The organism is Luteibacter jiangsuensis (assembly GCF_030812295.1).
GTDB lineage: Bacteria > Pseudomonadota > Gammaproteobacteria > Xanthomonadales > Rhodanobacteraceae > Luteibacter > Luteibacter jiangsuensis_A.
Genome location: NZ_JAUSSK010000003.1, coordinates 193,399 through 219,272, shown reverse-complemented (window position 1 = coordinate 219,272; position 25,874 = coordinate 193,399). Strand labels below are relative to the sequence as shown.

The following is a 25,874-nucleotide window of genomic DNA, read 5'->3' as shown; positions in this document are numbered from 1 at the left end:
CGCCCCTGTCGGCGATCCCGCGGCAGCGGGCCAGCCAGAGGCAAGCACCCATCGCCGACAGGGTCGGCTCCCACCAGGCCTTGGGGCCTACCGCTTCTCGATCGGCGTATACGCCAGGTCTTCCGGACCCGTGTAGTTCGCGCTTGGGCGGATGATCTTGCCGTCCTGTCGTTGCTCGATCACATGCGCGCTCCACCCGGAGGTGCGCGCGATGACGAACAGCGGCGTGAACATCGCCGTCGGCACACCCATCATGTGGTACGCCGATGCCGAGTACCAATCGAGGTTCGGGAACATCTTCTTCAGTTCCCACATCAGCTTCTCGATCTTCTCCGACACCTCGAACAGGCGCGGATTGCCGCCATCGGTGCAGAGCTTGCGCGCCACCTCCTTGATGATCTCGTTGCGCGGATCGGACACGGTATACACCGGGTGCCCGAAGCCGATGATGATTTCCTTGCGTTCGACGCGAGCGCGGATATCCGCTTCCGCCTCGGCCGCGTCGCGATAACGCGCGATGATCTCCATCGCCACTTCATTGGCGCCGCCATGTTTCGGACCGCGCAGCGCACCGATCGCGCCGGTGATCGCCGAGTAGATGTCCGAGCCGGTGCCGGCGATGACGCGCGCGGCGAATGTGCTGGCGTTGAATTCATGCTCGGCGTAGAGCACCAGCGAGCGGTCGAGCGCATGCGAGTGCAGGTCGCTCGGCTTGCGCCCGTGCAGCAGGTGCAGGAAGTGCGCCGCGATCGATTCATCCTCGGTCTCGGTCTCGATACGCTTGCCGTTATGGCTGAAGTGGTACCAGTACAGCAGCATGGAACCGAAGCTCGCCATCAGGCGATCGGCGATGTCGCGAGCGCCCGTGATATTATGGTCATCCTTCTCCGGCAACACCGTGCCGAGCACCGAGGCGCCGGTGCGCATGACGTCCATCGGGTGTGTCGACGCAGGCAGGAGTTCGAGCGCGCTCTTGACCGGTGCCGGCAAGCCCCGCAGCCGCTTGAGCTTGGCACGGTAGGCGTTCAACTCCATCCAGTTCGGCAGCACGCCGTGCACCAGCAGGTAAGCCACTTCCTCGAACGAGCCCTTCGCCGCGAGATCGTGGATGTCGTAGCCGCGGTAATGCAGATCGTTGCCACTGCGGCCGACCGTGCACAGCGCGGTGTTGCCGGCCGGCACGCCGGAGAGGGCGACCGATTTCTTCGCCTTGGGCTGGGTGGTGGTGTCGCTCATTGCGTAACTCCTTAACCCTTCTTGGAGAACAGTTCGTCGAGGTGACGTTCGTAAGCGTGGTAGCCGATGCGGTCGTAGAGTTCTTCGCGCGTCTGCATCGTGTCGATGACGTTGCGCTGGTGACCGTCGCGGCGAATGGCGTTGTAGACGTTCTCGGCGGCCTTGTTCATGGCACGGAACGCGGATAGCGGATAGAGCACGATGCCCACGCCGACACTGCCCAGCTCCTGGGTGCTGAACAGCGGCGTCTGACCGAACTCGGTGATGTTGGCGAGGATCGGCACCTTCACCGCCTCGACGAAACGCTTGTACGTCGGCAGGTCGTAGGCGGCCTCGGCGAAGATCGCGTCGGCACCGGCCTCGACGCAGGCGATGGCACGCTCGATGGCGGCATCCACGCCGAGCACGGCGATGGCGTCGGTGCGGGCGATCAGGAAGAAATCCGGATCGGTCCTGGCGTCGGCCGCGGCCTTGACGCGATCGGCCATTTCCTCGGTGGTGACGATTTCCTTGCCCGGCCGGTGACCGCAACGCTTGGCGCCGACCTGGTCTTCGATATGGCAAGCGGCGGCACCGAACTTGACCAGGCTTTTCACCGTGCGGGCGATGTTGAACGCGCTGGGACCGAAGCCGGTATCGATGTCGACCATCAGCGGCAGGTCGCAAACGTCGGTGATGCGGCGGACATCGGTGAGCACGTCGTCGAGCGTGTTGATGCCCAGGTCAGGCAAGCCCAAAGAACCCGCCGCGACACCGCCGCCGGACAGGTAGATGGCACGGAACCCGGCACGCTTGGCCAGCAGCGCATGATTGGCGTTGATCGCACCGATCACCTGCAGCGGCTGTTCGGCCGCGAGCGCGGCGCGGAAACGGGCGCCGGCCGAGGGTTGCTGTGCCATGGAACTCTCCGAAGCAAAGAGAGCCATTTTAGCGCACCGCCGCGGCGAGGCCTTGCTGCGTCGCGGGAGAATGCCACTTCATGCGGCACCACTTCACGGAGCCGCGTCACTGTGGGAGCCGCTTCAGCGGCGATGGGGCCTGCCTCGGCCTGCCGGCTGCCGCGGGATCGCCGCTGAAGCGGCTCCCACGGCGGGGGCGGGACACGACCCTCTCAAGCCCGCCTTTGCCCGCAGTGCGGGCCGCGGGCAATGGCCAGGCGGATTTCCTCCAGGGCGCCCGGATCGTCCAGGGTGGACAGGTCACCGGGGTCGGTGTCCTGCATCAACGCTTGCAGGGCACGGCGCAGCAGCTTGCCCGAGCGGGTCTTTGGCAGCGAACCCACCACGTAGACGCAGGCAGGGCGCGCCACGCCACCCAACAACTCCACCACGCGCCGTTCCATGGCCTGCGCCACGTCGCGGGGATCGTCCTTGACGCCCTGCCTCAGCGTGGCGAAAACGGCCGGTACCTGCCCTTTCAGCTCGTCGGCGATACCTACCACCGCCACCTCGGCCACCGCGCCGAGCGTCGCCACCGATTCCTCGATCTCGCGCGTGCCCAGGCGATGCCCGGCCACGTTGATCACGTCGTCGGTACGGCCCAGGATGAAGAAATAACCATCGGCATCGCGCACCGCCCAGTCCAGCGAGCTGTACAGCAGTTCCTTGAAGTGGCCGAAGTAGCTGCGCCGATAGCGCTCGTCGTCGCGCCATATCGTCGTGAGGCAGCCCGGTGGCAAGGGTGGTTCGATCACCAGCACGCCTTTTTCGCCTGCCGGTTTCTCCTCGCCGGTGGCCTCGTCGATCACGCGCATGCGATATCCGAACGTCGGAAAGCCGGGCGAACCCGGCTTCACGGGCTTGAGATCCAGTCCCGGCATCAAGGACAAGGCAGGCCAGCCCGTTTCGGTCTGCCAGTAATTGTCCACGACAGTCTTCCCGGTACCGGTGGTGAGCCAGTCGTAGGTCGGCTGGTCGAGCGGTTCACCCGCGAGGAAGATCCATTTCAGCGACGAGAGGTCGTACTTCCGCAACCACGCCGCATCCTGTTTCTTCAGCACGCGGATGCCGGTGGGCGAGGAAAACATGGTGCGTGCCTTGTACTTCTCGCAAAGGCGCCACCAGATACCGGGATCGGGGCCGGTGGGAAGCCCTTCGTACAGGATGGCCGTGCAGCCACCGATGAGCGGACCGTATACGTTGTACGAGTGCCCCACGGCCCATCCGACATCCGATGTACACAGGATGGTCTGGCCCGGCTGAAGGTCGAAGATCGCCGTCATCGAGACCGCGAGCGCCACCGCGTAGCCGCCCACGTCGCGCTGCACGCCCTTCGGCCTGCCCGTGGTGCCCGAGGTGTAGAGCAGGTAGCTGGGTTCGTTCGATTCCAGCCACTCGACGGGAACGTTCGCATCGAGGTGCTTCTCACGCAACGGCGCGTGGTCGAGGTCGCGTTCCACCACCCATGCCATGTCGGGATCGAGCCCGCGCCGGACGACGAGCACATGCGCCGGCGGCGCCTTCGTCTCGCGCAGCGCCGCATCCACCAGGGGTTTGTACGGAATGATCTTGCCGCCGCGCATGCCCGCATCGGCGCAGACCAGCAGCTTCGGCTCCGCATCGTCGATGCGCAGCGCGAGGTTGTGCGCGGCGAACCCGCCGAACACCACGGAATGGATCGCGCCGATCCGCGCACAGGCGAGCATCGCGAACACCGCTTCGGCGATGTTGGGCATGTAGATCACGACGCGGTCGCCCTTACCCACGCCAAGGTCGACGAGGATGGCCGCGAAGGCATTCACTTCACGGTGCAGTTCGCGATAGCTGATCTCACGGGTGATGCCGGTTTCGGTGGAAACCGCGACGATGGCGAGTTGGTCGCCGCGCGCATCGAGGTGACGATCGACCGCGTTATGGCACAGGTTGGTGGTTCCACCGACGAACCAGCGGCGGAACGGCGGGTTGGACTGGTCGAGGATGCGCCGCGGCGGCGTTTGCCAATCGATCAACCGCGCCTGCTCGCCCCAGAACGCCTCCGGTTCGTCGACCGAGCGTCGCCAGGATGCCTCGTAGCCCATGGATGCGCCTCCGGGAAGTGGGTCGTCCTTGAGGGTAGGACAGTGGTTACGAAGGTGCCTCTGGACCTTGGTCGAAGAGCATCGCCGACAGGGTCGGCTCCCACCGGCTTCGCCAGCCGCCATGGCGATCGAAGCCCGGGGGGCCGACCCTGCTGGTGGGAGCCGACCCTGTCGGCGATTCAAGCCCGCGAGGCGCCGCCTACTTCCCCTCCCCCGGCCGGGCCACGCCATACATCTCCCAGGAGATCTTTTTCAACAACGCCTGCCGGTCGTCGCCCTCGGTGTAGAGGTCGAAATGGGTCTTGCCGGGAAGGAAGCGGATATCGCTCTTCGCGTGCAGGCCGTCAAGGGTCTCTTTGAGCAATTTCGCAGCCCCGTCGAGGTAGAACGTATCGGCCGTTCCGACGATCACGTGGATCTTGCCGTCGAGGTCCGGCTTGAGCTCCGGCCATTGGGTACGCAGACGCTGGGCGATGTCGTAGTGGTCGCGCCAATAGGCGGCGACGCCGGGGTCCACCGCACCGGTGACGCGGTTGAACAGCTGTTGGGGCCGGCCGTCCTTGCCACGTGGCGAGAATACCCATTCGAACGAGGCGAACTGGCCGCCGTAGGCACCCAGCACGTCTTCCAGCTTGACGAAGGTCTCGAGGGTGGCGATCACCTGGCCCTTGTCGCGCACCAGCGGAATGGGTGTCCCGTCCGGCTTCTTGTAGGCATTGCCATTCACGGCATAGATGTCGACGCCAGTGAAATCGCGGAAGTCGCTGGCGTCGGGCGAGGTCGACCATGTGCCGCCGAACTCCTTGGGGTAGCGCGTTTGCAACCACAACGTCGCCCAGCCGCCCGATGAGTGCCCCGTGAGGAAGCGGCCGCTGGGCTTGCCGTCCATGCGGTAACGACCTTCGAGCCATGGAATGTATTCGGTGGTGAGCGCCTGGCCCCACGGTCCGTTATTCACCGAGTCGGCGAACTCATGCGTGCCGGTGGGGCCCGATTCGTCGAGCAGTACCCAGATCATCGGCGGCATTTCCTTCTTGGACATCGCCAACCACAGGTAGGCGATCGTCCCAGCGTAACGGTCGAAGCCGCCCGTGAAGCCATGGGTGAGGAAAACGGTGGGATAACGCTTCGTACCCTTGGGATCGTAGCCGGGCGGAGTGACCACCCAGGCGCGGACCGACACGGAGTGGCCCGCGAAGGCCGTCAGCAGCGGGCTTTGCAGTATCTCCGCGTAGGCATGCTTGCGCGCTTCCGGCAGGGCATCGCGAACCGCCTGCGGTGCCATCGGCGGCAGGACCCAGGGATCGCGTGGCGGCACGGTCTTGCTCAATTTCAGGACCGGCAGGCTGCCTCCCGGCATGAGCTTCACCGGCGTGACCTCGCTGATGAGGTCGCCGGCATGGCGGCCACCGTAGTTGTAGTCGTTATCCACGTCGAGCACGGCCTGGAAGAAATAGTCCCCCGGCGGCAGCGTCGAAAACCCAGCGGGGAACGCTTCGCCGTCGGTATCCAGGTCGACCGACTGGCCCGGCGCGATCCATGTCACGTCGCGGGCTGCCACGGACACGGCCTTGGGTTGGAACGGATTGGTATCGACGGCCTCGAGCTTGCCATCCTTGGCTGCCGAGGCAGGCGCGGCGAACAGGATCAGACGTCCCGAAGTGCCCTTGTCGCTTGCTCCATCGAGCGTGACGCGGACAATGCGGTGCGCCAATGGCGCATCGTCGGCATGGGCGGCAAAGCCAGCCGTGGCAAGCGCCAGGACGAGGACGGCGCGGGCGGATAGAGCTTTCATCGGACAACCCCTTCTCGAGCCGCGGACGCGCGGCGTGGCAACATCGCCGATCCTGACACGAGACGAGGAGCGAACGGAATGGATACCGAGTGGATCAGTCAGCACGCCCTGTCGCTTTGGGCCGCCCTGCTGGTTCTTGCCCTGGGCGGCGCGGACGTGGCGTGGCGGCGTGCGGTGCGACGTCGCGAGGGACTCGATGCGGCCGCTCGTGCTTTCCTGCGACCCACCACCGTGGTCGCCGTGGTGGTGGCCATGCTGGTGATCGCCACCACGATCGCGGTCGAGGTCCGCGACGCGGCTGGTCTGACCGTATTCGATGCCGACCTCGCCACCGATCTGCGCAACAACATGCCGCTCCCCGTGCTACGCACGGTGGCCCTGGTCACCCATGCGGGAGACCCCATGGTCATCGGCATGGCGACGCTGGCGGTCTTCCTCGCGCTGTCGTGGCGCCGCCATTTTCGACTGGCGGCCGTCTGGATCACCACGCTGGTCGGCACGGCACTGATCAACAGCGCGCTGAAGGCCTGGTTCCAGCGCGAACGGCCGCTGCACGACCACGGTTTCATCGTCGAACACAGCTACAGCTTCCCGAGTGGCCACGCTTCGGGATCGATGGTGTTCTACGGCATGCTCGCGTATGTGGCGCTCGTGCTCTTCCCGCCACGCTGGCACCGGACGATCGTCGTGGCCGCGGTGAGCATGATCACCCTCGTCGGTATCAGCCGAATCCTCTTGCAGGTGCATTACTTCAGCGACGTGATGGCGGGTTACGCGACGGGATTGGCCTGGGTGACGCTATGCGCCGGGAGCGCGGAGTACTTCCGCCTTCGCGCGGGGCGCACGAGCCTGGCGTGATTTCATGCGTTCGTGACGGCGCGAATGGTTGTGTTGGTCCATGACCCAGCCTCCTTCCTTCGCCATCGTCATGAACGCCGGATCGGGCAAGCAGGACGCCGAGGCCGCGCGCACCGGGATTGCCTCTATCCTGCACGCCGCCGGACGCCCGCACCGCTTCTTCCTTATCGACGGAACACGCGACATCAAGGACGTCGTGCGTGAAGCCGCCGCGCACGCGAAGCGGGATGGTGGTGCCATCGTGGCCGCGGGCGGCGATGGGACGATAAATTGCGTGGCGGGAACGGCATGGGCCGAGTCGCTCCCCATGGGCATCCTGCCCCAGGGCACGTTCAACTTCGTCGGCCGTACGCACGGCATTCCCACGGACACCCGGGCGGCCACCGAAGCCCTGCTGCGCGCCACGCCGGCCGACGCCCAGATCGGCATGGTCAACGACCGCATATTCCTGGTGAATGCCAGCCTCGGCCTCTACCCCCAGGTGCTGGAGGACCGCGAAACCTGGAAGCGACGCCTGGGCAGGCACCGCATCGTGGCGTTGTGGTCGGGCCTGGCGACGATGATGCGCGGCTACCGCCCCTTGCGCATCGAGGTAAGCGATGGCGAACGCACGCGCCACCTGCGCACGCCCACCTTGTTCGTGGGTAACAATGCGCTGCAACTCGAGAAGATAGGTCTGCCCGAAGCGGCGGACGTGCTGCGCAACGACGGCACGCTTGCCGGCCTCGTGCTGAAACCGATCGGCAGGCTGACCATGCTCGGCCTGATCCTCCACGGCGCGCTGGGCAAGCTCGGGGAGGCGGAGAACGCGGTGAGCTTCAGCTTCCGTGAAATCAGCGTCACGCCGAAGCACCATCGTCACGCGATCAAGGTGGCCCTCGACGGGGAAATCGTCCGGCTCATGCCGCCACTGGTCTTTCGCGCCGCGCCGCGCCCCTTGTCCCTGCTTACCGACGGCGTGCGCAAGCCCGGCGAGGACCCCGGATGAGTTTGATCGTCCAGATATCCGACCCGCATTTCGGCACGGAACGGCCCGATGTGGTGGCGGCACTCCAGGACGCGATCGTCGGGTTGCGACCGGACCTGGTGATCCTGTCGGGCGACGTGACCCAGCGCGCGAGGCACAGGCAGTTCACGGCGGCGAGACGTTTCGTCGACGGCTATGAACGACCGACGCTGGTGATTCCTGGCAACCATGACGTTCCCTTGTTCAATCTCTTCGCGCGCGTGCTCGACCCGTTCGGGGCCTATCGCCGCGCTTTCGGCGACGACCTGGAGCCGGAATTCGACAACGGTCACGTCCTTGCCATCGGTGTGAATACGGTGCGCCCCTCACGACACAAGGACGGGGCGGTGTCCGACGAACAGATCGAGCGTGTATGCCGCCGTCTCGCTCGCGCCCGCGAGGAGCAGCTCCGCATCGTGGTTACGCACCAGCCCGTGCACGTGATCCGTGAAAAGGACATCGCCAACCTGCTCGTCAACCACGAACGCGCGATCGCCGCCTGGGCCGCCGCAGGTGCCGACCTCGTCCTGGGGGGCCATATCCACCTGCCGTACGTGCGTCCGCTCGATACCGAGAAGCACCGCCTGGCCAATCCACTGTGGGCGGTGCAGGCGGGTACGGCGGTGTCCCGGCGCATCCGTGAAGGGATCGGTAACTCGTTCCATGTGATACGCCACGAGGCGCCGCGGGATCGCGGTGCCTGCGTGGTGGAGCAGTGGGATTATGGCGAAGGTGAGCGGCGCTTCGTCGCTGGGGTGACGACGCAGATTCGGCTGGGGCGATTTGGCCAGCAGCCATCACCGACAGGGTCGGCTCCCACCTGACCTTCGACCGATCGACGGGGATTCACCACCCAATCGCCAATGCATCCGGTTCCCTCTACCGCATCCGGTTCCCTCTACCCGGTGGGAGCCGACTTGTCGGCGATGCTCCTACACATACTGCATCTTGCGGGAGACGCCCCCGTCGACGGTGAAGTTCTCACCGCTGATGAACCCCGCCTGCGACGGCGGCATGCGCAGATCGTCCGCGCTCCCCCGTGCAGGCGATGTCATGCGGAGCGATAGTAATCCATCTCTCGGTAGCGCCGCGCATACAGGCCGAACGCCAACGCGGCCACGGCGGCGAACGCGGCGAAGAAGAACATCTGGAACGCGGTGGTGCCGATGCCGGTGCCCGCGATGCCGGCGAGCACCATCTCGTTGCGCACACCCGCGTTGGCCAGCAGTACCCAGAGGTTGCCCACCGTGACGCTGAGCGTCCAGAAACTCATCAGTGTGCCCTTCATCGACGGCGGCGCCTGGCTATACGCGAATTCCAGCCCAGTCGCGGACACGAGCACCTCGCCCATCGTGAGGAACACATAGGGGAGTATCTGCCAGGCGACGAAGACCGGATCGCCACCGTCTATCGCGAGCTGGATCGCGCCGACGATCACCCATGCGACGGCCGAAAGCGCGATGCCGGTCGTCATGCGACGCAAGGCGGTCGGTTCGATGCCAGCGCGCCGCAACAAGGGGAACAGGACGAGGTTGTTGAACGGAATCAGCAGCAAGACCAGGGCGGGATTGATCGCCTGCATCTGCGCGGGATGCAACCATTCCGGCATGGTCATCGCGTTCGCCTGGAGCACCCAGGTGGAGGCCTTCTGGTCGAACAACGACCAGAACGGCGTGACCAGCGCGAACACCAGGAGCACGCGCAACACCGCGCCGACACCGTCGACCGCTTCGTCCGGATGCGCGCCTCGCGCGCGCTCCAGTTGCATGCGCGTGCCGATGCCGACGCCACCGAGCAGGCAGACAAAGGCGAGGCACAGGGCGGCGACGATGCCCAGTGTCGGTGCGAGCGCCAGCGACGCGAGTGCGAGACAGGTGGCGACGACCGCCACCGTCAACCCCGGCCTTCCCTGCCCCGACGCACGCGCCAGCAAGGCGGTAAGAACGACCTTGGTGAAGCCATGGGGATCGTTGCCGGTCGGCGGCAGCATCACGTAGTGCCGGCGGCCGTGCCAGAACACCAGCGTCGCGACGAACATCAAGGCACCGGGAATGCCGAACGCCACCGCGGCTCCGTACCGGTGCAGGAAAAAGGGCATCAGCAACGAGGCCAGGAAGGAGCCGACGTTGATCATCCAGTAGAAGGCGTCGAACACCACCTTGGCCAGGTGCCGGTTGCTCTCGTCGAACTGGTCGCCGACGAAGGCCGCCACGCAAGGCTTGATTCCCCCCGCCCCCAGGGCGATCAGGGCCAGACCCGTATAGAAGCCGGCGACACTGTGCTCGAACAACGCCAGGCACAGGTGGCCCACGCAGTACACGAGGCTGAGCCACAACACGGTGCGGTACTTGCCGAACCAGCGATCGGCCAGCCAGCCGCCGAGCAGCGGAAAGAAGTACACGCCGATCACGAAGGTATGGAACACGTCCTTCGCCGCACCCGGTCGCTCCGCCTCCGGCAGGTACATCAGCAGCGAGGTAACGAGGAACGGGGTGAGGATGTTGCGCATCCCGTAGAAGCTGAAACGCTCGCAGCCTTCGTTGCCGACGATGTACGGAATCTGCCGGGGCAGGCGCGCGCGCTGGGCGGCGTCGATGTCGATAGCGGTCATGGCCTGGCCCGGAAGCGGTGTAAAACGGTGGCATCCTAAACGAAACGATCAGGCCACCCGCGCTAACCTTGCCACCATGACCTCTACCCGAAACCTCACCCAACCGATCCCGACCGGCCTCATCGGCTATGGCACGGCAGGCGCCTTCTTCCACGCCCCCTTGATCGCAGCCGCCGCAGGCCTGCGCCTGGCAGCCATCGGCAGCCGGCGTTCCGACGACATCCTCCGTGACTTTCCCGAGGCGAAGGCGTACGAAAAACCTCAAGACCTGATCGCCGACCCGGCCATCGAACTGGTGGTGATCGCCACGCCCAACGAGAGCCATGCGTCGCTCGCCCGCGCCGCGCTGGAGGCGGGCAAGCACGTGGTCGTCGATAAGCCGTTCACCTTGAACGCCGCCGAGGCCGAGGCGTTGATCGCCCTGGCGTCGGAACGCGATCGCAGGCTTTCGGTATTTCAGAACCGGCGCTGGGACAACGATTTCCTCACCGTGCGCCGTCTTGTCGAGGACGGCCGGCTGGGCGAGGTCGCGTACTATGAAGCGCATTTCGACCGGTTCCGGCCGGAGATCAAGCAAGGGTGGCGCGAAACGGAGGCGCCGGGTTCCGGCCTGCTCTACGACCTGGGCGCGCACCTTATCGACCAGGCCCTGGTGCTGTTCGGCTGGCCGCTGGCGGTCACGGCCGACGTGACCCGGCAACGTGCCGCCGCGCGGGCCGATGACTACTTCCACCTCGTGCTCGATTACGGCCGTCGCCGCGCGGTGCTGCACGCCTCGGTGCTCGTGCGCGATCCTGGCCCGCGCTATCTCGTGCACGGCGACGGCGGCAGCTTCGTCAAGTACGGCATCGACGGACAGGAGGCGGCGCTGCGTGAGGGACGACGTCCCGGCGGCGAAGGCTGGGGCGACGACGACGCGGCCCTGTTCGGCCGGTTCACCGATGCCGACGGCAGCGCGACCACGATCGAGACCCTGCCCGGCCGCTACACCGCCTTCTACGACGGCGTGGCCGCGGCGATCCGCGATGGCACGGCGCTACCGGTGGAGGCACGCGAGGCGCGCGACGTGATCCGCGTGATCGAGGCGGCGCAGGTGAGCGCGCGGGAGCGGCGCACGGTTCCGCTCTGAGGGGATTTCAGCCCTCGCCCGTCGCCACCGCGCGCGAGGGATCGCTCACCCAACCGCTCCACGACGGCGCATACAGGCGCGAGCCGCACAGACCCGCGTATTCCATCGCCAGCAGGTTATGGCAAGCCGTGACGCCGGACCCGCACATGTGCACGACGTCCTCCGCGGGGTGTGCGGCGATGGTTGCCTTGAATGCCCGCGCCAGTTCCTCCGGCGAACGGAACCGGCCGTCCGCGTCCAGGTTTTCGGAGAAGGGACGGTTGCGCGCACCGGGCACGTGACCCGCTACCGGGTCCAGCGGTTCCACTTCGCCCCGGTAACGCGGCGCCGCACGCGCATCGAGCAGCAGCAGGCGACCGCTGGCGACACCTTCGGCCAACTCTTCCGCGTTCACGGTGCCGGCCTCGTCGAAGACGGCGTGCACCGTCGTCGGCTCCCTCAGCGGCAGCACATTGTCCGTGGGCAGCCTTTCCGCCAGCCACGCCGGCCAGCCGCCATCCAGCACCGCCACGTTGTCGATGCCGGCCAACCGCGCCAACCACCAGAAGCGCGCGGCCGCCAACGATCCGCCGGCGGCGTCGTAGACGACCACCTGCACATCGGGCCGCCACCCGGCGCGGGAAAGCCACGCCGAGAAGGATGCGGCCGATGGCAGCGGATGGCGCCCGCGGCCCTGCGAAGGCGTCGCCATGTCGGCGAGGTCGCGATCGAGGTCGGCACGCACCGCTCCCGGTACGTGCGACAACGCATAGTCCTGGTCGCCCTTGCCCGGATCGCGTCCACCCGGCTGGTTGAGGTCGAAGCGCGCGTCGACGAAGAGTACGTCGTGCGCTGGCAGGTGGGCGGCCGTGGCCGCGTCGATCAGCGTGCGCGAGATCAGCATGGGTGCCCCATCCGTTTCAGCAGGTTGAACAGGATGGCCGCCGTCACGCCCCAGATGCGATACCCCGCATGGAGGAACTCGACCATGTCGCGGCGGTGACCACGGAATTCCATCGTGTAGCGGCGCAGGTTCGCCGGTTCGAGGAAGAACGCGAACGGTACTTCGAACACTTCGGCCACCTCGCCCGGGTCCGGCTTGAGCTCCGCGTTGGCGGCGACGCGCGCGACCACGGGCGTGACCGAGTAGCCACTGATGGTCTCGAACGATTCGAGGAAACCCAACGGCGTCACCATCGCCGCGTCCAGGCCGATTTCCTCCCGGCTCTCACGCAGCGCCGCAGCCACCACACCGGCATCGTCGGGCTCGACACGGCCGCCGGGAAAAGCCACCTGGCCCGCATGCTGTTGCAAGGTATCGGTGCGCACGGTGAGCAGCACGTTCTGCTCGCGGTCGTCGCGGATGCCGATCAACACCGCGGCCGGGCGTCTCGGCGCATCGCCGATCAATTCGGCCATGTCATCGTGGTTCCACCCGCGCGGGCCAGGGGGTGCTTCCAGGGGAAGCAGCGCGCCGCGAAGCCTCTCCAGCATGTCGTCCATCAGCCCCCCTGCCGACGAGGCAGGATCTCATCCATGATCCACAGCTTCTGCGCATCGCTCAGGGTCGACCAACGTGCGATCTCGTCGCCCGTGCGCAGGCAACCCATGCACAGGCCGCGCGAGTCGAGCCGGCAGACGCCCGTGCAGGGCGTCAAGGGAAGCGTGGAGGAGGTAGCGATGGCCATACCGTCGGCCATTCTAGCGCGAGCGGGGGCGGCGCGGCGGCGCCGGCCTCGGGCCTACTGGCGGATATCGACCAGTTCGATCTCGAACACCAGGGCTTCGTTGGGGCCGATGCGCGGCAGTTCGCCGCGTTCGCCATACGCCAGCGCCGGCGGGATAACGACCTTCCACCGATCACCTACCCGCATGCGCGGGATCACGTCCTGCCAGCCGGGGATGACGCGGTTCACCGTGAAGGTCACCGGCTTGCCGTGCGCATAGGAGCTGTCGAATTCCGTACCGTCGATCAGGGCGCCGCGGTAATTGACCACCACCGTACTGGTGACCTGGGCCTGCGGACCGCGCCCCTTGGCGAGCACGGCGTACTGGATTCCGGATGGCAAGGTGACCACGCCGGGGCGCGTACGGTTGCGGGCGAGGAAATCGGCGCTGCGCTTCGCATTGGCCAGGGCCACGCGGCGAAACTCCACCGCCGAATCGCGCTGCACCTTGGCGTCGAAATTCACCAGTTGCTGCTGCATCACGTCGATCGGCAGGCCGGGCGGGCGTTTCGCGTAGCCGTCCTGCAAGGCTTTCACGAGGACGGCGATATCGACGTCGGGCTGCGCGCTGTTCGCGAACTGGGTGCCGATCTGGTAACCGATGGCGTACGACAGCTTGGTCTTGTCGATCGCCGGGGCACCCGAGGCCGGTGCCGTGGGCGCCGACTGCGCGCACGCCGCTCCGGCGGACAGCGACAGCGCGACGAGCATGACCAGGAAACGCAAGGGTGACATCCCGTTCTCCGTGAACCCGGAACCGTGGGCGTGCGTGGAGGATAGTCCATCGGCATCCGGCTCGCCCGTTCGCCATGAGACGCCAAGCCGGGGGCAAAGGTTCCCCTGCCTGCTACCATCCGCCTCCTTGTCCCGCCGCCAGGAACCCGACATGGCCTTCCGCACGCTCACCACCGCCGACCGCGGCGCCGTCCGCACGATCACCGTCAACCGCCCCGACAAGCTCAACGCGTTGAACCGCGAGACCATCGGCGAACTGACCCTGGCCTTCCGCCAGGCGGCCCAGGACGACGCCGTGCGCGTGGTGGTGTTGTCGGGTGCCGGGGAGAAGGCCTTCGTGGCCGGGGCGGACATCTCGGAAATGACCGCATGGTCGCCGGTGAAGGCGCAAGCCGCGTCCCGTGCCGGGCAGGAACTGATGCTCACGATCGAACGCCTCGGCAAACCGGTGATCGCCCGGATCCAGGGCTATGCGCTCGGCGGTGGCATGGAGCTGGCGATGGCCTGCCACCTGCGCGTGGCCAGCGAGAAGGCCCGTTTCGGCCAGCCCGAGATCGGGCTCGGCCTGATCCCCGGCTTCGGCGGCACACAGCGACTGACTCGCCTCGCAGGGCGCGGTGCGGCGCTGGAACTTTGCCTGCTCGGCCAGCAGGTGGATGCGGCGCGCGCCGAACGACTGGGCATCGTTACCCGTGTCGTCGCCGCCGAGGAACTGGACGCGACGGTGGACGCGATGGCCGATCAGTTGGCGGTCGCGGCACCGCTGGCACTGAAAGGCATCCTCGATGCCGTGATCGAAGGCGGTGAATGCGCCATCGACCAGGGCCTGGCGTTTGAAACGCAGGGCTTTGCCATCGCCTTCTCCACCGAGGACATGCGCGAGGGCACCTCGGCCTTCCTCGAACGCCGCAAGGCTTCGTTCAAGGGCGTGTAACCACCGGCCTCAGTGCGATGCGCCGCGGTAATTCAGTTCCCCGGCCGTCACGCGCACGGCGAGACGGTTCTCCGGCGGAGCCAGCTGACAGGTGGCATACGGCGTGAACACGCAAGGGGGATTGCGCGCCTCGTTGAAATCGATCACCAGCTTGCCGTCCTTCGCCAACGGGGTGTCGAGGAAGCGCGCCGCGCCGTAGGTCTCCTTGCCGCTGGTGAGGTCGGCGAAGACGAAGAACAATGCGTCCGGCGTTTCCTGGACCGGATACAACTCGAACGTCTTGCCCTCGCGCACGAACACGGCCTTGCCCGGAACCTTCTCCTTTTCGATCGTGCCCAGCACCGTGCCCATCTCCAGTTCCATCGGCGGATCGAACGGCACCCAGTCGGCGACGACCCTCCAGGCCGGATCGATCGGGAAATAGTCCAGCCCCTGGAAGCCCGTGCGCGTTTCCGCGTTCTCGTCCTTCACGCGCAAGGCCTTCCGGCCGTCACGCGCGATCACGAAAAAATGCGCCGAACCGAAACGTACCTCGGTGGCGGCCTGGCCCGGCGACGCATCATCCACCAGGACCGCGCGCTCCACGTCCCTGCCGTCGACGAGGACACCGCTGCCCTCGGCCGGTTCGAACACGACGGTGCCCTGCTCGTCGAGCGTGGCGACGCCCAGCCGCTCCGGGCCCACCTTCAACACGATGTCGTTGTCCGGCGAACTGCCCAGGCGGTTGGGCCCGGGCTGCAGCCATTCGAGCCCGACAAGGCTGAGCCACCCACCCGGCGCCGTGAGCAAGGACAAGCGTTCGGCGCGCGCTCTTTCGACGGATGCGGCTTCGGAGGGGAAAAGCATGGGGAAACCTCGACATATGGACGGCTAGCCGTCCGATTCATGAAAACCTATCGGCCGCGCAGGAAGAGGCGGTCCAGCTCACCCAGCGATAACTGCACCCAGGTCGGACGGCCGTGGTTGCATTGACCGGAGCGCTCGGTGGCTTCCATCTCACGCAGCAGCGCGTTCATTTCGGGAATGCCAAGACGGCGTCCCGCGCGCACGGAACCATGGCAGGCCATGGTGGAAAGCAGTTCGTTCTCCAACTCTTCGAGGCGTCGTGAACTGCCGTGCTGGGCAAGCTCGGCCAACACGTCGCGGGTGAGCTGGCTGACGTCGGCCCCTTCCAGCAACGACGGAATGCGGCGCACCACCACGCCGGCCGGGCCGCTGCGCGACAACTCCAGGCCCCACTCGCCGAGTGCGTCGGCGTGTTCCTCGGCCGCTGCCGCTTCCTTCGTACTGACCGCGATCGATAGCGGCACGAGCAACATCTGCGAGCGCAGGTTGGCGGTGACCCGACCGTTCTTGAGTTTTTCATAGGTGATGCGTTCGTGCGCGGCGTGCATGTCGACCAACACGAGGCCGTGCTCGTTCTCAGCCAGCACGTAGATGTTCTTCAACTGCGCGATGGCGTAACCCAGCGGCGGGACATCCCCACCCTGCTCCGCCTCGGTGCCGGAAGACGGCGTCCACGATGTCGCGGGGCGAGGCGGCGCGGTCGGTCCGAACAGCGTGGCGTAGTCAGCCAGCGGCTCGTCGCGCACGCCGAGGCTCAATCGCGACTGGCTCGACGCCTGCGGCCACGCGGGCGTCGACGACGGCGAGGATGGCAGGCGGCTTTCGTAGCCGGAACCGCCAGCCGCCGCCATCAGCGGCTCGGCATGCTCCGCCGCCGACGCGGACGCGCCGGCGCGGGTCTGCGCCAGTGCTTCATGAAGCGTGCGGAAGAGGAAATCGTGGATCAGGCGCTGTTCGCGGAAACGGACCTCGCTCTTCGCGGGATGCACGTTGACGTCGACGCCCGCCGGGTCGAGCTCCAGGAACAACACGAACACGGGGTGGCGCCCGTGAAACAGCACGTCCGCATAGGCCTGGCGCACGGCATGGGCCACGACACGATCGCGCACGAGGCGGCCGTTCACGTAGAAATACTGCTGGTCGGCCTGCGAACGCGAGGCGGTAGGCAGGCCGACCCAGCCAGACAGGCGCATGCCCGCGGCTTCGTGTTCCACACGCAGCGCCTGTCCCGGAAATTCCGGACCGAGCACCTCGGCCACGCGGGCCAGCGCGGCATGCTCGTCACGGGCGGGCTTGAGCAAGCGTACCGGCTTGCCGTTATGGCTGAGGCGGATATCCACGCCTTCGCGCGCCAGAGCCAACGATTTCAGGAGATCGTCGATGTGCGCGAACTCGGTGCGCTCGGCGCGGAGGAACTTGCGCCGCGCGGGCACGTTGTAGAACAGGTCGCGCACCTCGATCGTCGTCCCGGGCGGATGCTGGGCGGGACGCGCCTCCTGCAGGCGACCGCCGTCGACGTCGATGCGCCAGGCGGAGTCTTCGCCCTGCTGGCGGGAGGTCAGGGAGAAACGCGCCACCGAGGACACCGACGCCAGCGCTTCGCCACGGAAGCCCATGCTGGCCACGCGCTCGAGATCGTCGAAGCTGCCGATCTTGCTGGTCGCATGCGACGCCACCGCCAACGCCAGTTCGTCGCGCGGGATGCCGCCGCCGTCGTCGCGCACGCGGATAAGCCGGACCCCGCCCTGCTCGATGTCGACCTCGATGCGGCGCGCGCCGGCGTCGATGCTGTTTTCGACGAGCTCCTTCACCACCGAGGCGGGACGCTCGATCACTTCACCGGCCGCGATCTGGTTGATCAGTTCGGGCGGAAGGGGACGAATGGGCATGAGACACGACCTGACGGGCATTCAGGTCGAAAGGATAGCCCAAGCGGGTGCGCGGCCGCTTCAGCCCGAAGGAATCACCATCACCGTGCCGATGCGCACGTTGTTGTCCGTCATCTTGTTGGCGAGCTTCAGCGCGCCCACCGATACCCCGTATTGCTGGGCGATGCCGGTCAGCGTCTCGCCGCGGTTGACGCGGTGGACGTCGCGGACGTTTTCATCGGCGCGGGCGGTGGATTTCTTCGCCGACGCGGGCGTATCGGCGGACGCGAGCTGCTGGTCGTCCGTCTTCGCGGCCAGCTTCTTCGACGGCGGCGTACGTGCCGTCGACTTCACCGCGCTGGAAGCGATGGCATCGGCGTCGGAGCCGACCGCCGGCGTGGCCGGGGCGGAAGCCGCCGTCGAGGCGACCGACGTGCCATTCCGGCGTGCCGCCTGGGCGGCGAACCAGGTGCCCGGCGGGGGCATCGACTCGAAGTAGTTGCGCACGCCACCCAGGACGGCGGTGGCGAGTTCTCGGCGATGTCCGTCATCGCGCAGGCGCCGTTCCTCGGAGGGATTGGTGATGAAGGCGGTCTCGACCAGGATCGAGGGTACGTCCGGCGATCGCAGCACCACGAAGTTGGCCCGTTCCACGTAGCCGCGATGGGTGGGACCGAGCCGGCCCAGCGCTTTCAGGACGTTGCCGGCGATCGACTCGCTGGCCTGCATCGCATAGCCCTGCTGCAGGTCGAGCAACACGGCGGCGAGTGTGTCGTCCTTGTCGTCGAGCGACACGCCGCCCACCAGGTCGGCGCGGTTTTCGCGGTCGGCCAGCCAGCGCGCGGCTTCGGACGTCTTGCCGCGAGGCGACAGCACCCAGACCGACGAGCCCTTGGCGTCGCTGTTCTTGAACGCGTCCGCGTGGATCGAGACGAACATGTCCGCGTTGTGCTCGCGCGCGATCTGGTAGCGCCGCTTCAGAGGAATGAAGTAATCGCCGTTGCGCGTGAGGACCGCCTGCATCCCGGGCTGGCGATTGATCTGGTCGGCGAGTTCGCGCGCCACTTGCAAGGTGACATCCTTCTCGCGCAGGCCGGTCGCGCCACGCGCGCCGGGGTCTTCACCACCATGGCCGGCATCGATGGCGATCACCACCTTGCGTTCGCTGGCCAGCATCGGTGGCTTGCCTGCGGGAACCGTCTTGCCGCGTGAGCCGCGCGGTGTGATCGCGACAGCCGCCTCGGCCGGCGCGTCCGCTACTGAAGGGGTGTCGTCGGTGACCGGATTGTCACCAGGATCGCTCTGCCCACCGGGATAGAGATCCAGCACGAGCCGGTAACCGTAGTCACCGGCGGGCTTGAGCAGGAAGCTTTTCGGCTTGGCCTTGGGATCGACCGTGGCGACCATCCGTGCGGTGCGCCCCTGCTTGCCGGCCGTCATCGACTTGAACAGGCCCTGCCCACCCGGTGCGGCGAAGTCGCCCGCCACGGCACTCCCGGCGATATCGAGGACGACACTGCCCGGGGTATCGCCCTGGGACATCTTGTAGGTTGCCGGGCCGGACAAATCGAATACCACCCGGGTGTATTCCGGGCCAGCCCAGACCCGAGCGGCCTTGATGTCGGCCGCCGTCGAGACGGCAGGGGCCAGCGTCGCGACGGCGGTCACGCACGCAAGAAGGCCAAGTTTGATAATGATTCCCCTCATACGGCCAGGATTGAACTGCAAGCGCCCGCTGAATGCAAGACGTTTTCCCTTGTTAATCCATGACCTGCGGAATCTTCGTCAACGAGCGTACAGGAATGCCCCGCAACCGACGACCGGATAGGGTGGCGGGAACAGTCTTGCATGTCGATGCATAAGCTGTTGAAACAAAAAGCTTTGTGCCCGAATCAGGCGCCCAGGGATCGCAGGATTCGCTGTCCCGCGGGGGATCGCGCCTCGATGAGGACGGCGCGCCCCTGACCTTCATGGCGGAAGCTCAGCTCGAGGTCGGCGGATGGCAGCGCACCGATACCGCGCTCGGGCCACTCCACGAGCACGATGGCCCCCGGTTCGGCCAGGCTGTCCAGCCCCAGCCACTCCAGTTCACCGGGATCGGCGATGCGATAGAGGTCGAGGTGGAAGGCCCGGCGCTCGCCGATGTCATAGCCCTCCACCAGGCTGTACGTTGGGCTCTTCACACGTTCGCCGACGCCCAGGGCACGGAGGAAAGCCCGAGCGAAGGTGGTTTTCCCGGCACCGAGGTCACCGTGAAGATAAGCGACCATGCCGGCGGGCACCTCCTGCGCGAGGCGGCGCCCCAGCGCCATGGTGGCCTCCTCGTCGGCGAGGTTCCATTCCCGGGCGCTCATGCGTCGAGTCCGTTGACGAGTCGGCGGAGCGGGTCGAGCAGGTCGCCTGCCAGCAGCCCTCGCTCGCCTGCCCGTGCCGCGACGTCGGCCGCGCGCGCGTGCAGGCCGACGCCAAGGCAGGCCGCCTCGTAAGGCTCGCAGCCTTGACCCATGAGGCCGGCGATGATGCCGGTGAGGGTGTCGCCCATGCCGCCGCTGGCCATGCCCGGATTGCCCCAGGGGCACACCGCCACCGCCCCTTCGGATGAAACGATCAGGCTGCCGTTGCCCTTGAGAACGACCACCGCGCGATAACGCTTCGCTATCTCACGCCCGGCGGCGAAGCGATCCGCTTGCACGTCCGCCGTCGAAACACCGAGCAAACGGCCCGCCTCGCCCGGATGGGGAGTCAGCACGATGCGCGCCGGGAGCGGGCGCGGCGCGGCATGCAGCAGGTTGAGGCCATCGGCGTCGAGGACGGTCGGCAAGCCCGCGTCGAGCGCCGTCGTCCACAAGGCATGGCCCCAGGCGGACTGGCCGAGGCCTGGACCGAGCGCGACCACGGAAGCCTTTTGCAGCATCGGCTGCAAGGCCTGCGGTCCATTGACGCCGCGCGCCATCAGCTCCGGGCGTGCCGCGTTCATGGCCACCACGTTTTCCTCGCGGGTCGCCACGCTGACGAGGCCAGCGCCGGTGCGTAAGGCCGCCTCCGCGGCCATCCGCACGGCGCCGCCCGTACCATGGTCGCCACCGATGGCGAGGATGTGGCCGTTCCCACCCTTGTGCGAGTCGCGTGGACGCCGAGGCAACCCGGCCGGTTCGAGCAGGCGCGCATCCGGCGCCTCGAGGATGTTCCGCGGCAAGCCGAGGTCGAACAGTTCCACCTCGCCGGCCACCTCCGCGCGACAGGTATGCAGGCCGCGCTTGTGCACGATGAAGCTCGCGGTGGCGGCGGCATGGATGGCCACGCCCGGGCATGCGCCGGTATCCGCCGAGAGACCGGAGGGCACGTCCAGTGCCAGCACCGGCAGGCCCGAGGCATTGATCGCTTCGATGGCGCTGGCCGCCTCGGCGGCGGGAGCACGGTTCAGGCCCGTGCCGTAGATGGCATCCACGATCACGTCGGCGGGAGGGAGTGCGTTCCAGTCGGTGAATGGATGGGCGGCGCCACCCAGCGCCTCGAAGGCCTCGCGGGCGCGGGCGGCGTCCCCTGCCTTGGGCGAATCGAGCGCCACGAGATCCACGGACAGGCCGGAGGCCAGCGCGTCCCGGGCGACCAGGTAGCCGTCGCCACCATTGTTTCCCGCGCCACACACCACACGCAGACGCCGTGCGCCCGGCCAGCGTCGCCGGAGCATGGCGAAAGCGGCAGCCCCCGCGCGCGTCATCAGCTCAAAGCCAGGGATACCGAGCTCGCCGATCGCGCGTCGGTCGATCGCGCGGGACTGCCCGGACGTGAAGAGGGCGATGCCGAGATGGGGTGCGGTCATCGGCTGATTATAGGAGCCCCCGGTAGAATGGACGCATGTCCGTTTCCTCGTCCATCGACTACGCCAGCCTCGCCACCCAGATCAAGCAATGGGCGCGCGAGCTTGGCTTCGCGGACGTCGGCGTCGCGGGTATCGACCTGGCCGACGACGAAGCCTATCTGGAACGCTGGCTTGCCGAGGGTCACCACGGTGAAATGGACTACATGGCACGCCACGGCAGGCGGCGCAGCCGCCCCGCTGAACTGGAGCCGGGCACGCTTCGCGTGATCTCCGTGCGCATGGACTATGTACCGCCGGGCACGCCGAATGCCTGGGATGTCATCCACGACCGCGAGCAGGCCTATATCGCGCGCTACGCCCTCGGCCGCGATTACCACAAGGTGATGCGCAACCGCCTACAGAAGCTCGCCGCGAAGATCGAGGAGCGTGTCGGCGACTTTCGCTATCGCGCGTACGTCGATTCCGCACCGGTGCTGGAAAAGGCGATCGCGCGCAATGCCGGGCTTGGCTGGATCGGCAAGCACACGGTACTGATCAACAAACGCGCGGGCTCCTACTTCTTCCTCGGCGAGCTCTACACCGACCTGCCGCTACCGGTGGACGAGCCGGCCAGCGCCCACTGCGGCAGTTGCCGGCGCTGCATCGACGTCTGCCCGACACAGGCGATCGTGGGCCCGTATCGCCTGGACGCACGCAAGTGCATTTCCTACCTGACCATCGAACTCAAGGGCAGCATTCCTGTCGAGTTGCGCGAGCCCATGGGCAATCGCGTGTTCGGTTGCGACGACTGCCAGCTGGTCTGCCCCTGGAACAAGTTCGCGCAAGAAGCGACCGAGCCCGACTTCGCGCCACGCCATAGCCTAGACGGCCCCAAGCTGGTCGATCTGTTCGCCTGGAGCGAGCAGGAGTTCCTCTCGCGCACGGAAGGCATGGCGATACGCCGCGCCGGTTACGAAGGCTGGCTGCGCAATATCGCCGTGGGGCTCGGCAATGCCCCCACGAGCGACGAAGTCATTGCCGCGATCGAAGCGCGCGCCGACGATCCGTCGCCGGTCGTGCGCGAGCATGTGGCATGGGCGCGGGAACGGCATGGCCGCTGAGGCGGCCGGAAAAAGGGCTTCTGCGGGAGCTCCGGCAGGCCCTTGATTGTGTATCTCGAAGCCCGGCGAGTTCGCCGGGGCTCGTTCGATCAGACCATGCCGCCGGACTTGCGCACGATCAGCATGGCCATTTCCAGCGACTGCTCGTAGTTGAGCCGTGGATCGACCATGGAGCGGTAGGCCCGATCGAGGTCGCCTTCGACGAGGTCACGGGCACCGCCAAGGCATTCCGTGACGTCTTCGCCCGTGAGTTCGAGATGCACGCCACCCAGACGCGTACCGGCCGCGGCGTGGATGTCGAAGGCCTGGTCGAGTTCGCCGGCGATGTTGGCGAAGCGCCGGGTCTTGTAGCCGTTGCTGGTGCTTTCGGTGTTGCCGTGCATCGGATCGGCCACCCAAAGCACGCGACGCCCCTCGCGCTTGACCGCCTCGAGCAGCGGCTGCAGATGCGTGCCGATCTTGTCGTTGCCCATGCGATGGATCAGGGTCAGGCGGCCCGGCTCCTCGTTCGGGTTGAGGACATCGATCAGGCGCAGCAGATCGTCCGCCTGGACCGTCGGGCCGACCTTCACCGCGATGGGATTGCGAATACCGCGGAAGTATTCCGTATGCGCGCCATCGAGCGCGGCGGTACGCATGCCAATCCAGGGGAAATGCGTGGACAGGTTGAACCAGCCGTCCTGACGCGGCACCCGGCGCGTGAGCGCTTCCTCGTAGTGCAGCAGGAGCGCTTCGTGCGAGGTGTAAAAATCCACGCGCGAGTAGCTGGAGATCGACTGCCCCGCGAGGGTCTCCATGAAACGCAGCGAATCGCCGATGCTGGCAACCATGCGCTTGTATTCCGCCGCGAGCGGCGAATGCTCAACCCAGGCGAGATCCCAGTATTCGGGATGATGCAGGTCGGCGAAGCCACCGTCGATCAATGCGCGGACGAAGTTCATCGTCATCGCCGAGCGTGCGTGCGCCTTGATGAAACGCTGCGGATCGGCACGGCGTGCCTCGGGCGTGAACTCGGGGCTGTTGACCAGGTCGCCCCGGAAGGCCGGTAATGTCAGGCCGTCACGGGTCTCCGTGTCGGCCGAACGCGGCTTGGCGTACTGACCTGCGAAACGGCCGACGCGCAACACCGGCTTCTTCAAGCCGTGCACGAGCACGAGGCTCATCTGCAGCAGCACCTTGAGTCGATTGGAAATGATCGGGCTGTTGCAGTCCGCGAAGCTCTCCGCGCAATCGCCGCCCTGGAGCAGGAAGCGCTCACCGTCCTGCGCTTCGGCGATACGCTCCTTCAGCGCCAGGATCTCCCACGAGGTGACCAGCGGCGGCAATTCACCGAGCTGGGCCAGCGCGCGGTTGAGCTCGTCGGCGTCTTCGTACGTCGGCTGCTGAAGGGCGGTCCTCGACCGCCACGAGCCCGGCGTCCAATCGATGGACGGGGGAACTACGGCTTTGAGGGAGTGCTGCATGGGGTAATGCCTACGTGGAAGCGCCCAGAGAGGCGCGGAAAGTCAACGAATGCCGCGGCGCAAGGACAGGAGAGCCCACACGACGAGAACGACGAACCAGATCAGGGTCCATCCCGGCATCGGCACGCCGAGGATCGGCTCGATCTTCGCGCACTCGCCCGAGCCAGTGAATGCCAGTTTCAGCATCTTCATGAACGGGAACGCGTCGAACAGGTAGCCCAGTCCAGGGCCGCAAGCGGGAACCTCACTGGCAGGAAGGGACTGCAGCCACAGGTGACGCCCTGCCGTGGCGATGCCCCACAGTCCACCTAGCGTGACGAGGACCGCGTAGGTGGCACGACCGCCGCGCTTCACCGGCGCATGCAACCCGCCGATGAGGAAGAACAGGCCCATGAAGCACACGGCGATACGCTGGAAGATGCACAGCGGACACGGGTCCAGGTGCATCACGTACTGCGAGTACAACGCAAAGCCCATGAGGGCCGCGCAGACAACGAAAGCAGCGAGATAACGTGTGCGGAAGGACCAGTTACGAGGGTTCATGTGGGGATGGTGCGATGCGGGACACCCACGTTAACTCTTTGTGTAGGCACTTGTCAGCAGGCGCACGCAGTTTCATTGGTAACCATGTCAATCACTTGTGAGGTGCGCAGAGAGCACGAAGGTGTTGTGTGGCACAAGTAACGCCGCCTACCTGGGTGATGCCGTCCCCGGAGGAAATCCGTCTTGTGCGAGATCCCCTCACCGTGGTGGGAGCGGACCGTGTCCGCGAACCCTCAACCTGTTTCAAGCGAATGAGGTGATGCGCTTCAACCGAGCGAGCGGTGACAAGCCTGGCCCGATAACTGCAAAGCCTCCTTCGCCAGCGGCGAGGTCGAGGGTTCGCGGACACGGTCCGCTCCCACCCGGATTCCGGCAAAGAGCGAACGGCACGGCGAGCGGTGCTCTTTCCTTCCAGCCCACCCCCGTGTCCAGAGAGCTGCCGGGCGCCACCCTCGGCGCGACATGTGGAGCCGAGGACGGGCGGGCGGAAAAGGCCCGCAGGGGATCGGCCAGGACGGCCGATCGTTTCCGCTGAGCCAGGAGGGCGAATCGCCCCCCCCCCGACCGTCCGAGCCCGAAGGGGCGCAGCCATCGGACACGGCCGCGTCAGCGGCTTTCCTTCCCCAAGGGACGGCGACTACCGTCGCGCCGAGGGTGGCGCCCGGCAGCTCCCCTCGCAGCACACGGCCAACGCGAGGGCGAAGCCGAGCTGGAAGCCCCGCCCATTCCACGACACAAAGCAAAAAAAACCCGGCAGGTTTCCCGGCCGGGGCTTTTTTCGATCAAGCCTGGAAGGGCTTAGTCGGCGTCGACTGCTTCGCCCGCGGTCGGGCGGTCCACCAGCTCGACATACGCCATCGGGGCATTGTCACCCGGGCGGAAGCCGCACTTGAGGATACGCAGGTAGCCGCCGGGACGCTCGCGGTAGCGAGGACCCAGCTCGACGAAGAGCTTGCCGACAGCCTGCTTGTCGCGCAGGCGCGAGAAAGCGAGACGGCGGTTGGCGACACCATCGGTCTTGGCGAGCGTGATGAGCGGCTCGGCGACGCGACGGAGTTCCTTCGCCTTGGGAAGGGTGGTGCGGATAAGCTCGTGCTTGATCAGCGACGAAGCCATGTTCTTGAACATCGCTTCGCGGTGGCTGCTCGTGCGGTTGAGCTTGCGACCGGATTTCTGGTGGCGCATGGCGTTTACTCTCTGAGTCT

Annotated in this window: 24 protein-coding genes; 6 read left to right on the top strand and 18 right to left on the bottom strand. The window is 66.7% G+C overall.

From position 1 onward, the window contains the following. Positions 1 to 87 precede the first annotated feature (87 nt). From prpC to J2T07_RS11150, 4 genes are all read right to left on the bottom strand, one after another. Positions 88 to 1,236 carry a bifunctional 2-methylcitrate synthase/citrate synthase gene (gene prpC / locus J2T07_RS11165; protein WP_306849971.1) on the bottom strand — a complete coding sequence of 383 codons (1,149 nt, stop codon included), beginning with the start codon at positions 1,234 to 1,236 and terminating at the stop codon, positions 88 to 90. Between the two features lie 11 nt (positions 1,237 to 1,247). Further along, entirely contained in the window at positions 1,248 to 2,135 is an 888-nt protein-coding gene (gene prpB / locus J2T07_RS11160; RefSeq protein ID WP_306849969.1) for a methylisocitrate lyase, read from the bottom strand. Between the two features lie 212 nt (positions 2,136 to 2,347). After that, positions 2,348 to 4,252, bottom strand: a complete 1,905-nt coding sequence (gene prpE, locus J2T07_RS11155) for a propionate--CoA ligase (RefSeq protein ID WP_306849967.1) — start codon at positions 4,250 to 4,252, stop codon at positions 2,348 to 2,350. Positions 4,253 to 4,451: 199 nt separating this feature from the next. Continuing rightward, on the bottom strand, positions 4,452 to 6,047 hold the full coding sequence (locus J2T07_RS11150) for an alpha/beta hydrolase (RefSeq protein WP_306849965.1): 1,596 nt from the start codon (positions 6,045 to 6,047) through the stop codon (positions 4,452 to 4,454). Positions 6,048 to 6,125: 78 nt separating this feature from the next. Here J2T07_RS11150 and J2T07_RS11145 point away from each other — a divergent pair, with 78 nt between their 5' ends. The 3 genes from J2T07_RS11145 to J2T07_RS11135 are packed head-to-tail and all read left to right on the top strand — an operon-like array spanning position 6,126 to position 8,735. Further along, positions 6,126 to 6,905, top strand: a complete 780-nt coding sequence (locus J2T07_RS11145; protein ID WP_306849963.1) for a phosphatase PAP2 family protein — start codon at positions 6,126 to 6,128, stop codon at positions 6,903 to 6,905. 40 nt (positions 6,906 to 6,945) lie between these two features. Then, on the top strand, positions 6,946 to 7,893 hold the full coding sequence (locus tag J2T07_RS11140) for a diacylglycerol/lipid kinase family protein (protein WP_306849962.1): 948 nt from the start codon (positions 6,946 to 6,948) through the stop codon (positions 7,891 to 7,893). Beyond that, positions 7,890 to 8,735, top strand: a complete 846-nt coding sequence (locus tag J2T07_RS11135; RefSeq protein WP_306849961.1) for a metallophosphoesterase family protein — start codon at positions 7,890 to 7,892, stop codon at positions 8,733 to 8,735. Before J2T07_RS11140 ends, J2T07_RS11135 begins: the two co-directional genes overlap by 4 nt. 108 nt (positions 8,736 to 8,843) lie before the next feature. On the opposite strand, the gene J2T07_RS11130 is transcribed toward J2T07_RS11135, so the two are convergent. Together J2T07_RS11130 and J2T07_RS11125 are read right to left on the bottom strand one after the other, a co-directional pair. Continuing rightward, on the bottom strand, positions 8,844 to 8,966 hold the full coding sequence (locus J2T07_RS11130) for a hypothetical protein (protein ID WP_306849960.1): 123 nt from the start codon (positions 8,964 to 8,966) through the stop codon (positions 8,844 to 8,846). Continuing rightward, positions 8,963 to 10,522: an oligopeptide:H+ symporter gene (locus tag J2T07_RS11125; protein ID WP_306849959.1), complete on the bottom strand. Its 1,560-nt coding sequence runs from the start codon at positions 10,520 to 10,522 to the stop codon at positions 8,963 to 8,965. The genes J2T07_RS11130 and J2T07_RS11125 overlap by 4 nt, the downstream gene beginning before the upstream one ends. Before the next feature lie 76 nt (positions 10,523 to 10,598). On the opposite strand from J2T07_RS11125, the gene J2T07_RS11120 reads away from it, so the two are divergent. Continuing rightward, positions 10,599 to 11,651 (top strand): oxidoreductase, encoded by a 1,053-nt coding sequence (locus J2T07_RS11120; protein ID WP_306849958.1) that lies wholly within the window; start codon positions 10,599 to 10,601, stop codon positions 11,649 to 11,651. A 7-nt stretch (positions 11,652 to 11,658) separates the two neighbouring features. Here the strand turns inward: J2T07_RS11120 and J2T07_RS11115 are convergent, their stop codons facing one another. Genes J2T07_RS11115 through J2T07_RS11105 form a run of 4 tightly spaced genes read right to left on the bottom strand, consistent with a single transcriptional unit; the run spans position 11,659 to position 14,092 of the window. Then, a complete protein-coding gene (locus tag J2T07_RS11115; protein WP_306849957.1) occupies positions 11,659 to 12,534 on the bottom strand; it encodes a sulfurtransferase in 876 nt (291 codons plus the stop codon). Continuing rightward, a complete protein-coding gene (locus J2T07_RS11110; RefSeq protein ID WP_430539347.1) occupies positions 12,528 to 13,133 on the bottom strand; it encodes a CoA pyrophosphatase in 606 nt (201 codons plus the stop codon). Before J2T07_RS11110 ends, J2T07_RS11115 begins: the two co-directional genes overlap by 7 nt. After that, positions 13,133 to 13,318, bottom strand: a complete 186-nt coding sequence (locus tag J2T07_RS19145) for a DUF1289 domain-containing protein (RefSeq protein ID WP_430539346.1) — start codon at positions 13,316 to 13,318, stop codon at positions 13,133 to 13,135. The genes J2T07_RS11110 and J2T07_RS19145 overlap by 1 nt, the downstream gene beginning before the upstream one ends. A 54-nt stretch (positions 13,319 to 13,372) precedes the next feature. Next, on the bottom strand, positions 13,373 to 14,092 hold the full coding sequence (locus tag J2T07_RS11105) for an FKBP-type peptidyl-prolyl cis-trans isomerase (RefSeq protein ID WP_306849956.1): 720 nt from the start codon (positions 14,090 to 14,092) through the stop codon (positions 13,373 to 13,375). A 151-nt stretch (positions 14,093 to 14,243) separates the two neighbouring features. On the opposite strand from J2T07_RS11105, the gene J2T07_RS11100 reads away from it, so the two are divergent. Next, positions 14,244 to 15,026: an enoyl-CoA hydratase/isomerase family protein gene (locus J2T07_RS11100; protein ID WP_306849955.1), complete on the top strand. Its 783-nt coding sequence runs from the start codon at positions 14,244 to 14,246 to the stop codon at positions 15,024 to 15,026. Positions 15,027 to 15,035: 9 nt separating this feature from the next. Here the strand turns inward: J2T07_RS11100 and J2T07_RS11095 are convergent, their stop codons facing one another. The 5 genes from J2T07_RS11095 to J2T07_RS11075 form a co-directional block, all read right to left on the bottom strand. Next, the gene (locus J2T07_RS11095; RefSeq protein ID WP_306849954.1) at positions 15,036 to 15,872 is read right to left on the bottom strand and encodes a DUF1684 domain-containing protein; all 837 of its coding nucleotides are present in this window, start codon (positions 15,870 to 15,872) and stop codon (positions 15,036 to 15,038) included. A gap of 47 nt (positions 15,873 to 15,919) precedes the next feature. Then, the gene (mutL, locus tag J2T07_RS11090) at positions 15,920 to 17,761 is read right to left on the bottom strand and encodes a DNA mismatch repair endonuclease MutL (RefSeq protein WP_306849953.1); all 1,842 of its coding nucleotides are present in this window, start codon (positions 17,759 to 17,761) and stop codon (positions 15,920 to 15,922) included. Positions 17,762 to 17,821: 60 nt separating this feature from the next. Beyond that, entirely contained in the window at positions 17,822 to 19,447 is a 1,626-nt protein-coding gene (locus J2T07_RS11085) for an N-acetylmuramoyl-L-alanine amidase (protein ID WP_306849952.1), read from the bottom strand. 185 nt (positions 19,448 to 19,632) lie between these two features. Beyond that, positions 19,633 to 20,094, bottom strand: coding sequence for a tRNA (adenosine(37)-N6)-threonylcarbamoyltransferase complex ATPase subunit type 1 TsaE (gene tsaE, locus J2T07_RS11080; protein WP_306849951.1), 462 nt, complete (start codon positions 20,092 to 20,094; stop codon positions 19,633 to 19,635). Continuing rightward, on the bottom strand, positions 20,091 to 21,563 hold the full coding sequence (locus tag J2T07_RS11075; RefSeq protein WP_306849950.1) for an NAD(P)H-hydrate dehydratase: 1,473 nt from the start codon (positions 21,561 to 21,563) through the stop codon (positions 20,091 to 20,093). The genes tsaE and J2T07_RS11075 overlap by 4 nt, the downstream gene beginning before the upstream one ends. Before the next feature lie 35 nt (positions 21,564 to 21,598). On the opposite strand from J2T07_RS11075, the gene queG reads away from it, so the two are divergent. Next, positions 21,599 to 22,663 (top strand): tRNA epoxyqueuosine(34) reductase QueG, encoded by a 1,065-nt coding sequence (gene queG, locus J2T07_RS11070; protein ID WP_306849949.1) that lies wholly within the window; start codon positions 21,599 to 21,601, stop codon positions 22,661 to 22,663. Between the two features lie 89 nt (positions 22,664 to 22,752). Here queG and J2T07_RS11065 read toward each other — a convergent pair whose 3' ends face one another. From J2T07_RS11065 to rplQ, 3 genes are all read right to left on the bottom strand, one after another. After that, a complete protein-coding gene (locus J2T07_RS11065) occupies positions 22,753 to 24,126 on the bottom strand; it encodes a class II 3-deoxy-7-phosphoheptulonate synthase (RefSeq protein ID WP_306849947.1) in 1,374 nt (457 codons plus the stop codon). A 42-nt stretch (positions 24,127 to 24,168) separates the two neighbouring features. Further along, positions 24,169 to 24,669 carry a disulfide bond formation protein B gene (locus tag J2T07_RS11060; protein WP_306849945.1) on the bottom strand — a complete coding sequence of 167 codons (501 nt, stop codon included), beginning with the start codon at positions 24,667 to 24,669 and terminating at the stop codon, positions 24,169 to 24,171. Positions 24,670 to 25,467: 798 nt separating this feature from the next. Next, positions 25,468 to 25,854: a 50S ribosomal protein L17 gene (gene rplQ, locus J2T07_RS11055; RefSeq protein WP_306849943.1), complete on the bottom strand. Its 387-nt coding sequence runs from the start codon at positions 25,852 to 25,854 to the stop codon at positions 25,468 to 25,470. Between the last annotated feature and the right edge of the window lie 20 nt (positions 25,855 to 25,874).

Coding starts and splice junctions, on each gene's coding strand:
- prpC (WP_306849971.1), bottom strand. CDS start 1,236: ATGAGCGACACCACCACCCAGCCCAAGGCGAAGAAATCGGTCGCCCTC.
- prpB (WP_306849969.1), bottom strand. CDS start 2,135: ATGGCACAGCAACCCTCGGCCGGCGCCCGTTTCCGCGCCGCGCTCGCG.
- prpE (WP_306849967.1), bottom strand. CDS start 4,252: ATGGGCTACGAGGCATCCTGGCGACGCTCGGTCGACGAACCGGAGGCG.
- J2T07_RS11150 (WP_306849965.1), bottom strand. CDS start 6,047: ATGAAAGCTCTATCCGCCCGCGCCGTCCTCGTCCTGGCGCTTGCCACG.
- J2T07_RS11145 (WP_306849963.1), top strand. CDS start 6,126: ATGGATACCGAGTGGATCAGTCAGCACGCCCTGTCGCTTTGGGCCGCC.
- J2T07_RS11140 (WP_306849962.1), top strand. CDS start 6,946: ATGACCCAGCCTCCTTCCTTCGCCATCGTCATGAACGCCGGATCGGGC.
- J2T07_RS11135 (WP_306849961.1), top strand. CDS start 7,890: ATGAGTTTGATCGTCCAGATATCCGACCCGCATTTCGGCACGGAACGG.
- J2T07_RS11130 (WP_306849960.1), bottom strand. CDS start 8,966: ATGACATCGCCTGCACGGGGGAGCGCGGACGATCTGCGCATGCCGCCG.
- J2T07_RS11125 (WP_306849959.1), bottom strand. CDS start 10,522: ATGACCGCTATCGACATCGACGCCGCCCAGCGCGCGCGCCTGCCCCGG.
- J2T07_RS11120 (WP_306849958.1), top strand. CDS start 10,599: ATGACCTCTACCCGAAACCTCACCCAACCGATCCCGACCGGCCTCATC.
- J2T07_RS11115 (WP_306849957.1), bottom strand. CDS start 12,534: ATGCTGATCTCGCGCACGCTGATCGACGCGGCCACGGCCGCCCACCTG.
- J2T07_RS11110 (WP_430539347.1), bottom strand. CDS start 13,133: ATGGACGACATGCTGGAGAGGCTTCGCGGCGCGCTGCTTCCCCTGGAA.
- J2T07_RS19145 (WP_430539346.1), bottom strand. CDS start 13,318: ATGGCCATCGCTACCTCCTCCACGCTTCCCTTGACGCCCTGCACGGGC.
- J2T07_RS11105 (WP_306849956.1), bottom strand. CDS start 14,092: ATGTCACCCTTGCGTTTCCTGGTCATGCTCGTCGCGCTGTCGCTGTCC.
- J2T07_RS11100 (WP_306849955.1), top strand. CDS start 14,244: ATGGCCTTCCGCACGCTCACCACCGCCGACCGCGGCGCCGTCCGCACG.
- J2T07_RS11095 (WP_306849954.1), bottom strand. CDS start 15,872: ATGCTTTTCCCCTCCGAAGCCGCATCCGTCGAAAGAGCGCGCGCCGAA.
- mutL (WP_306849953.1), bottom strand. CDS start 17,761: ATGCCCATTCGTCCCCTTCCGCCCGAACTGATCAACCAGATCGCGGCC.
- J2T07_RS11085 (WP_306849952.1), bottom strand. CDS start 19,447: ATGAGGGGAATCATTATCAAACTTGGCCTTCTTGCGTGCGTGACCGCC.
- tsaE (WP_306849951.1), bottom strand. CDS start 20,094: ATGAGCGCCCGGGAATGGAACCTCGCCGACGAGGAGGCCACCATGGCG.
- J2T07_RS11075 (WP_306849950.1), bottom strand. CDS start 21,563: ATGACCGCACCCCATCTCGGCATCGCCCTCTTCACGTCCGGGCAGTCC.
- queG (WP_306849949.1), top strand. CDS start 21,599: ATGTCCGTTTCCTCGTCCATCGACTACGCCAGCCTCGCCACCCAGATC.
- J2T07_RS11065 (WP_306849947.1), bottom strand. CDS start 24,126: ATGCAGCACTCCCTCAAAGCCGTAGTTCCCCCGTCCATCGATTGGACG.
- J2T07_RS11060 (WP_306849945.1), bottom strand. CDS start 24,669: ATGAACCCTCGTAACTGGTCCTTCCGCACACGTTATCTCGCTGCTTTC.
- rplQ (WP_306849943.1), bottom strand. CDS start 25,854: ATGCGCCACCAGAAATCCGGTCGCAAGCTCAACCGCACGAGCAGCCAC.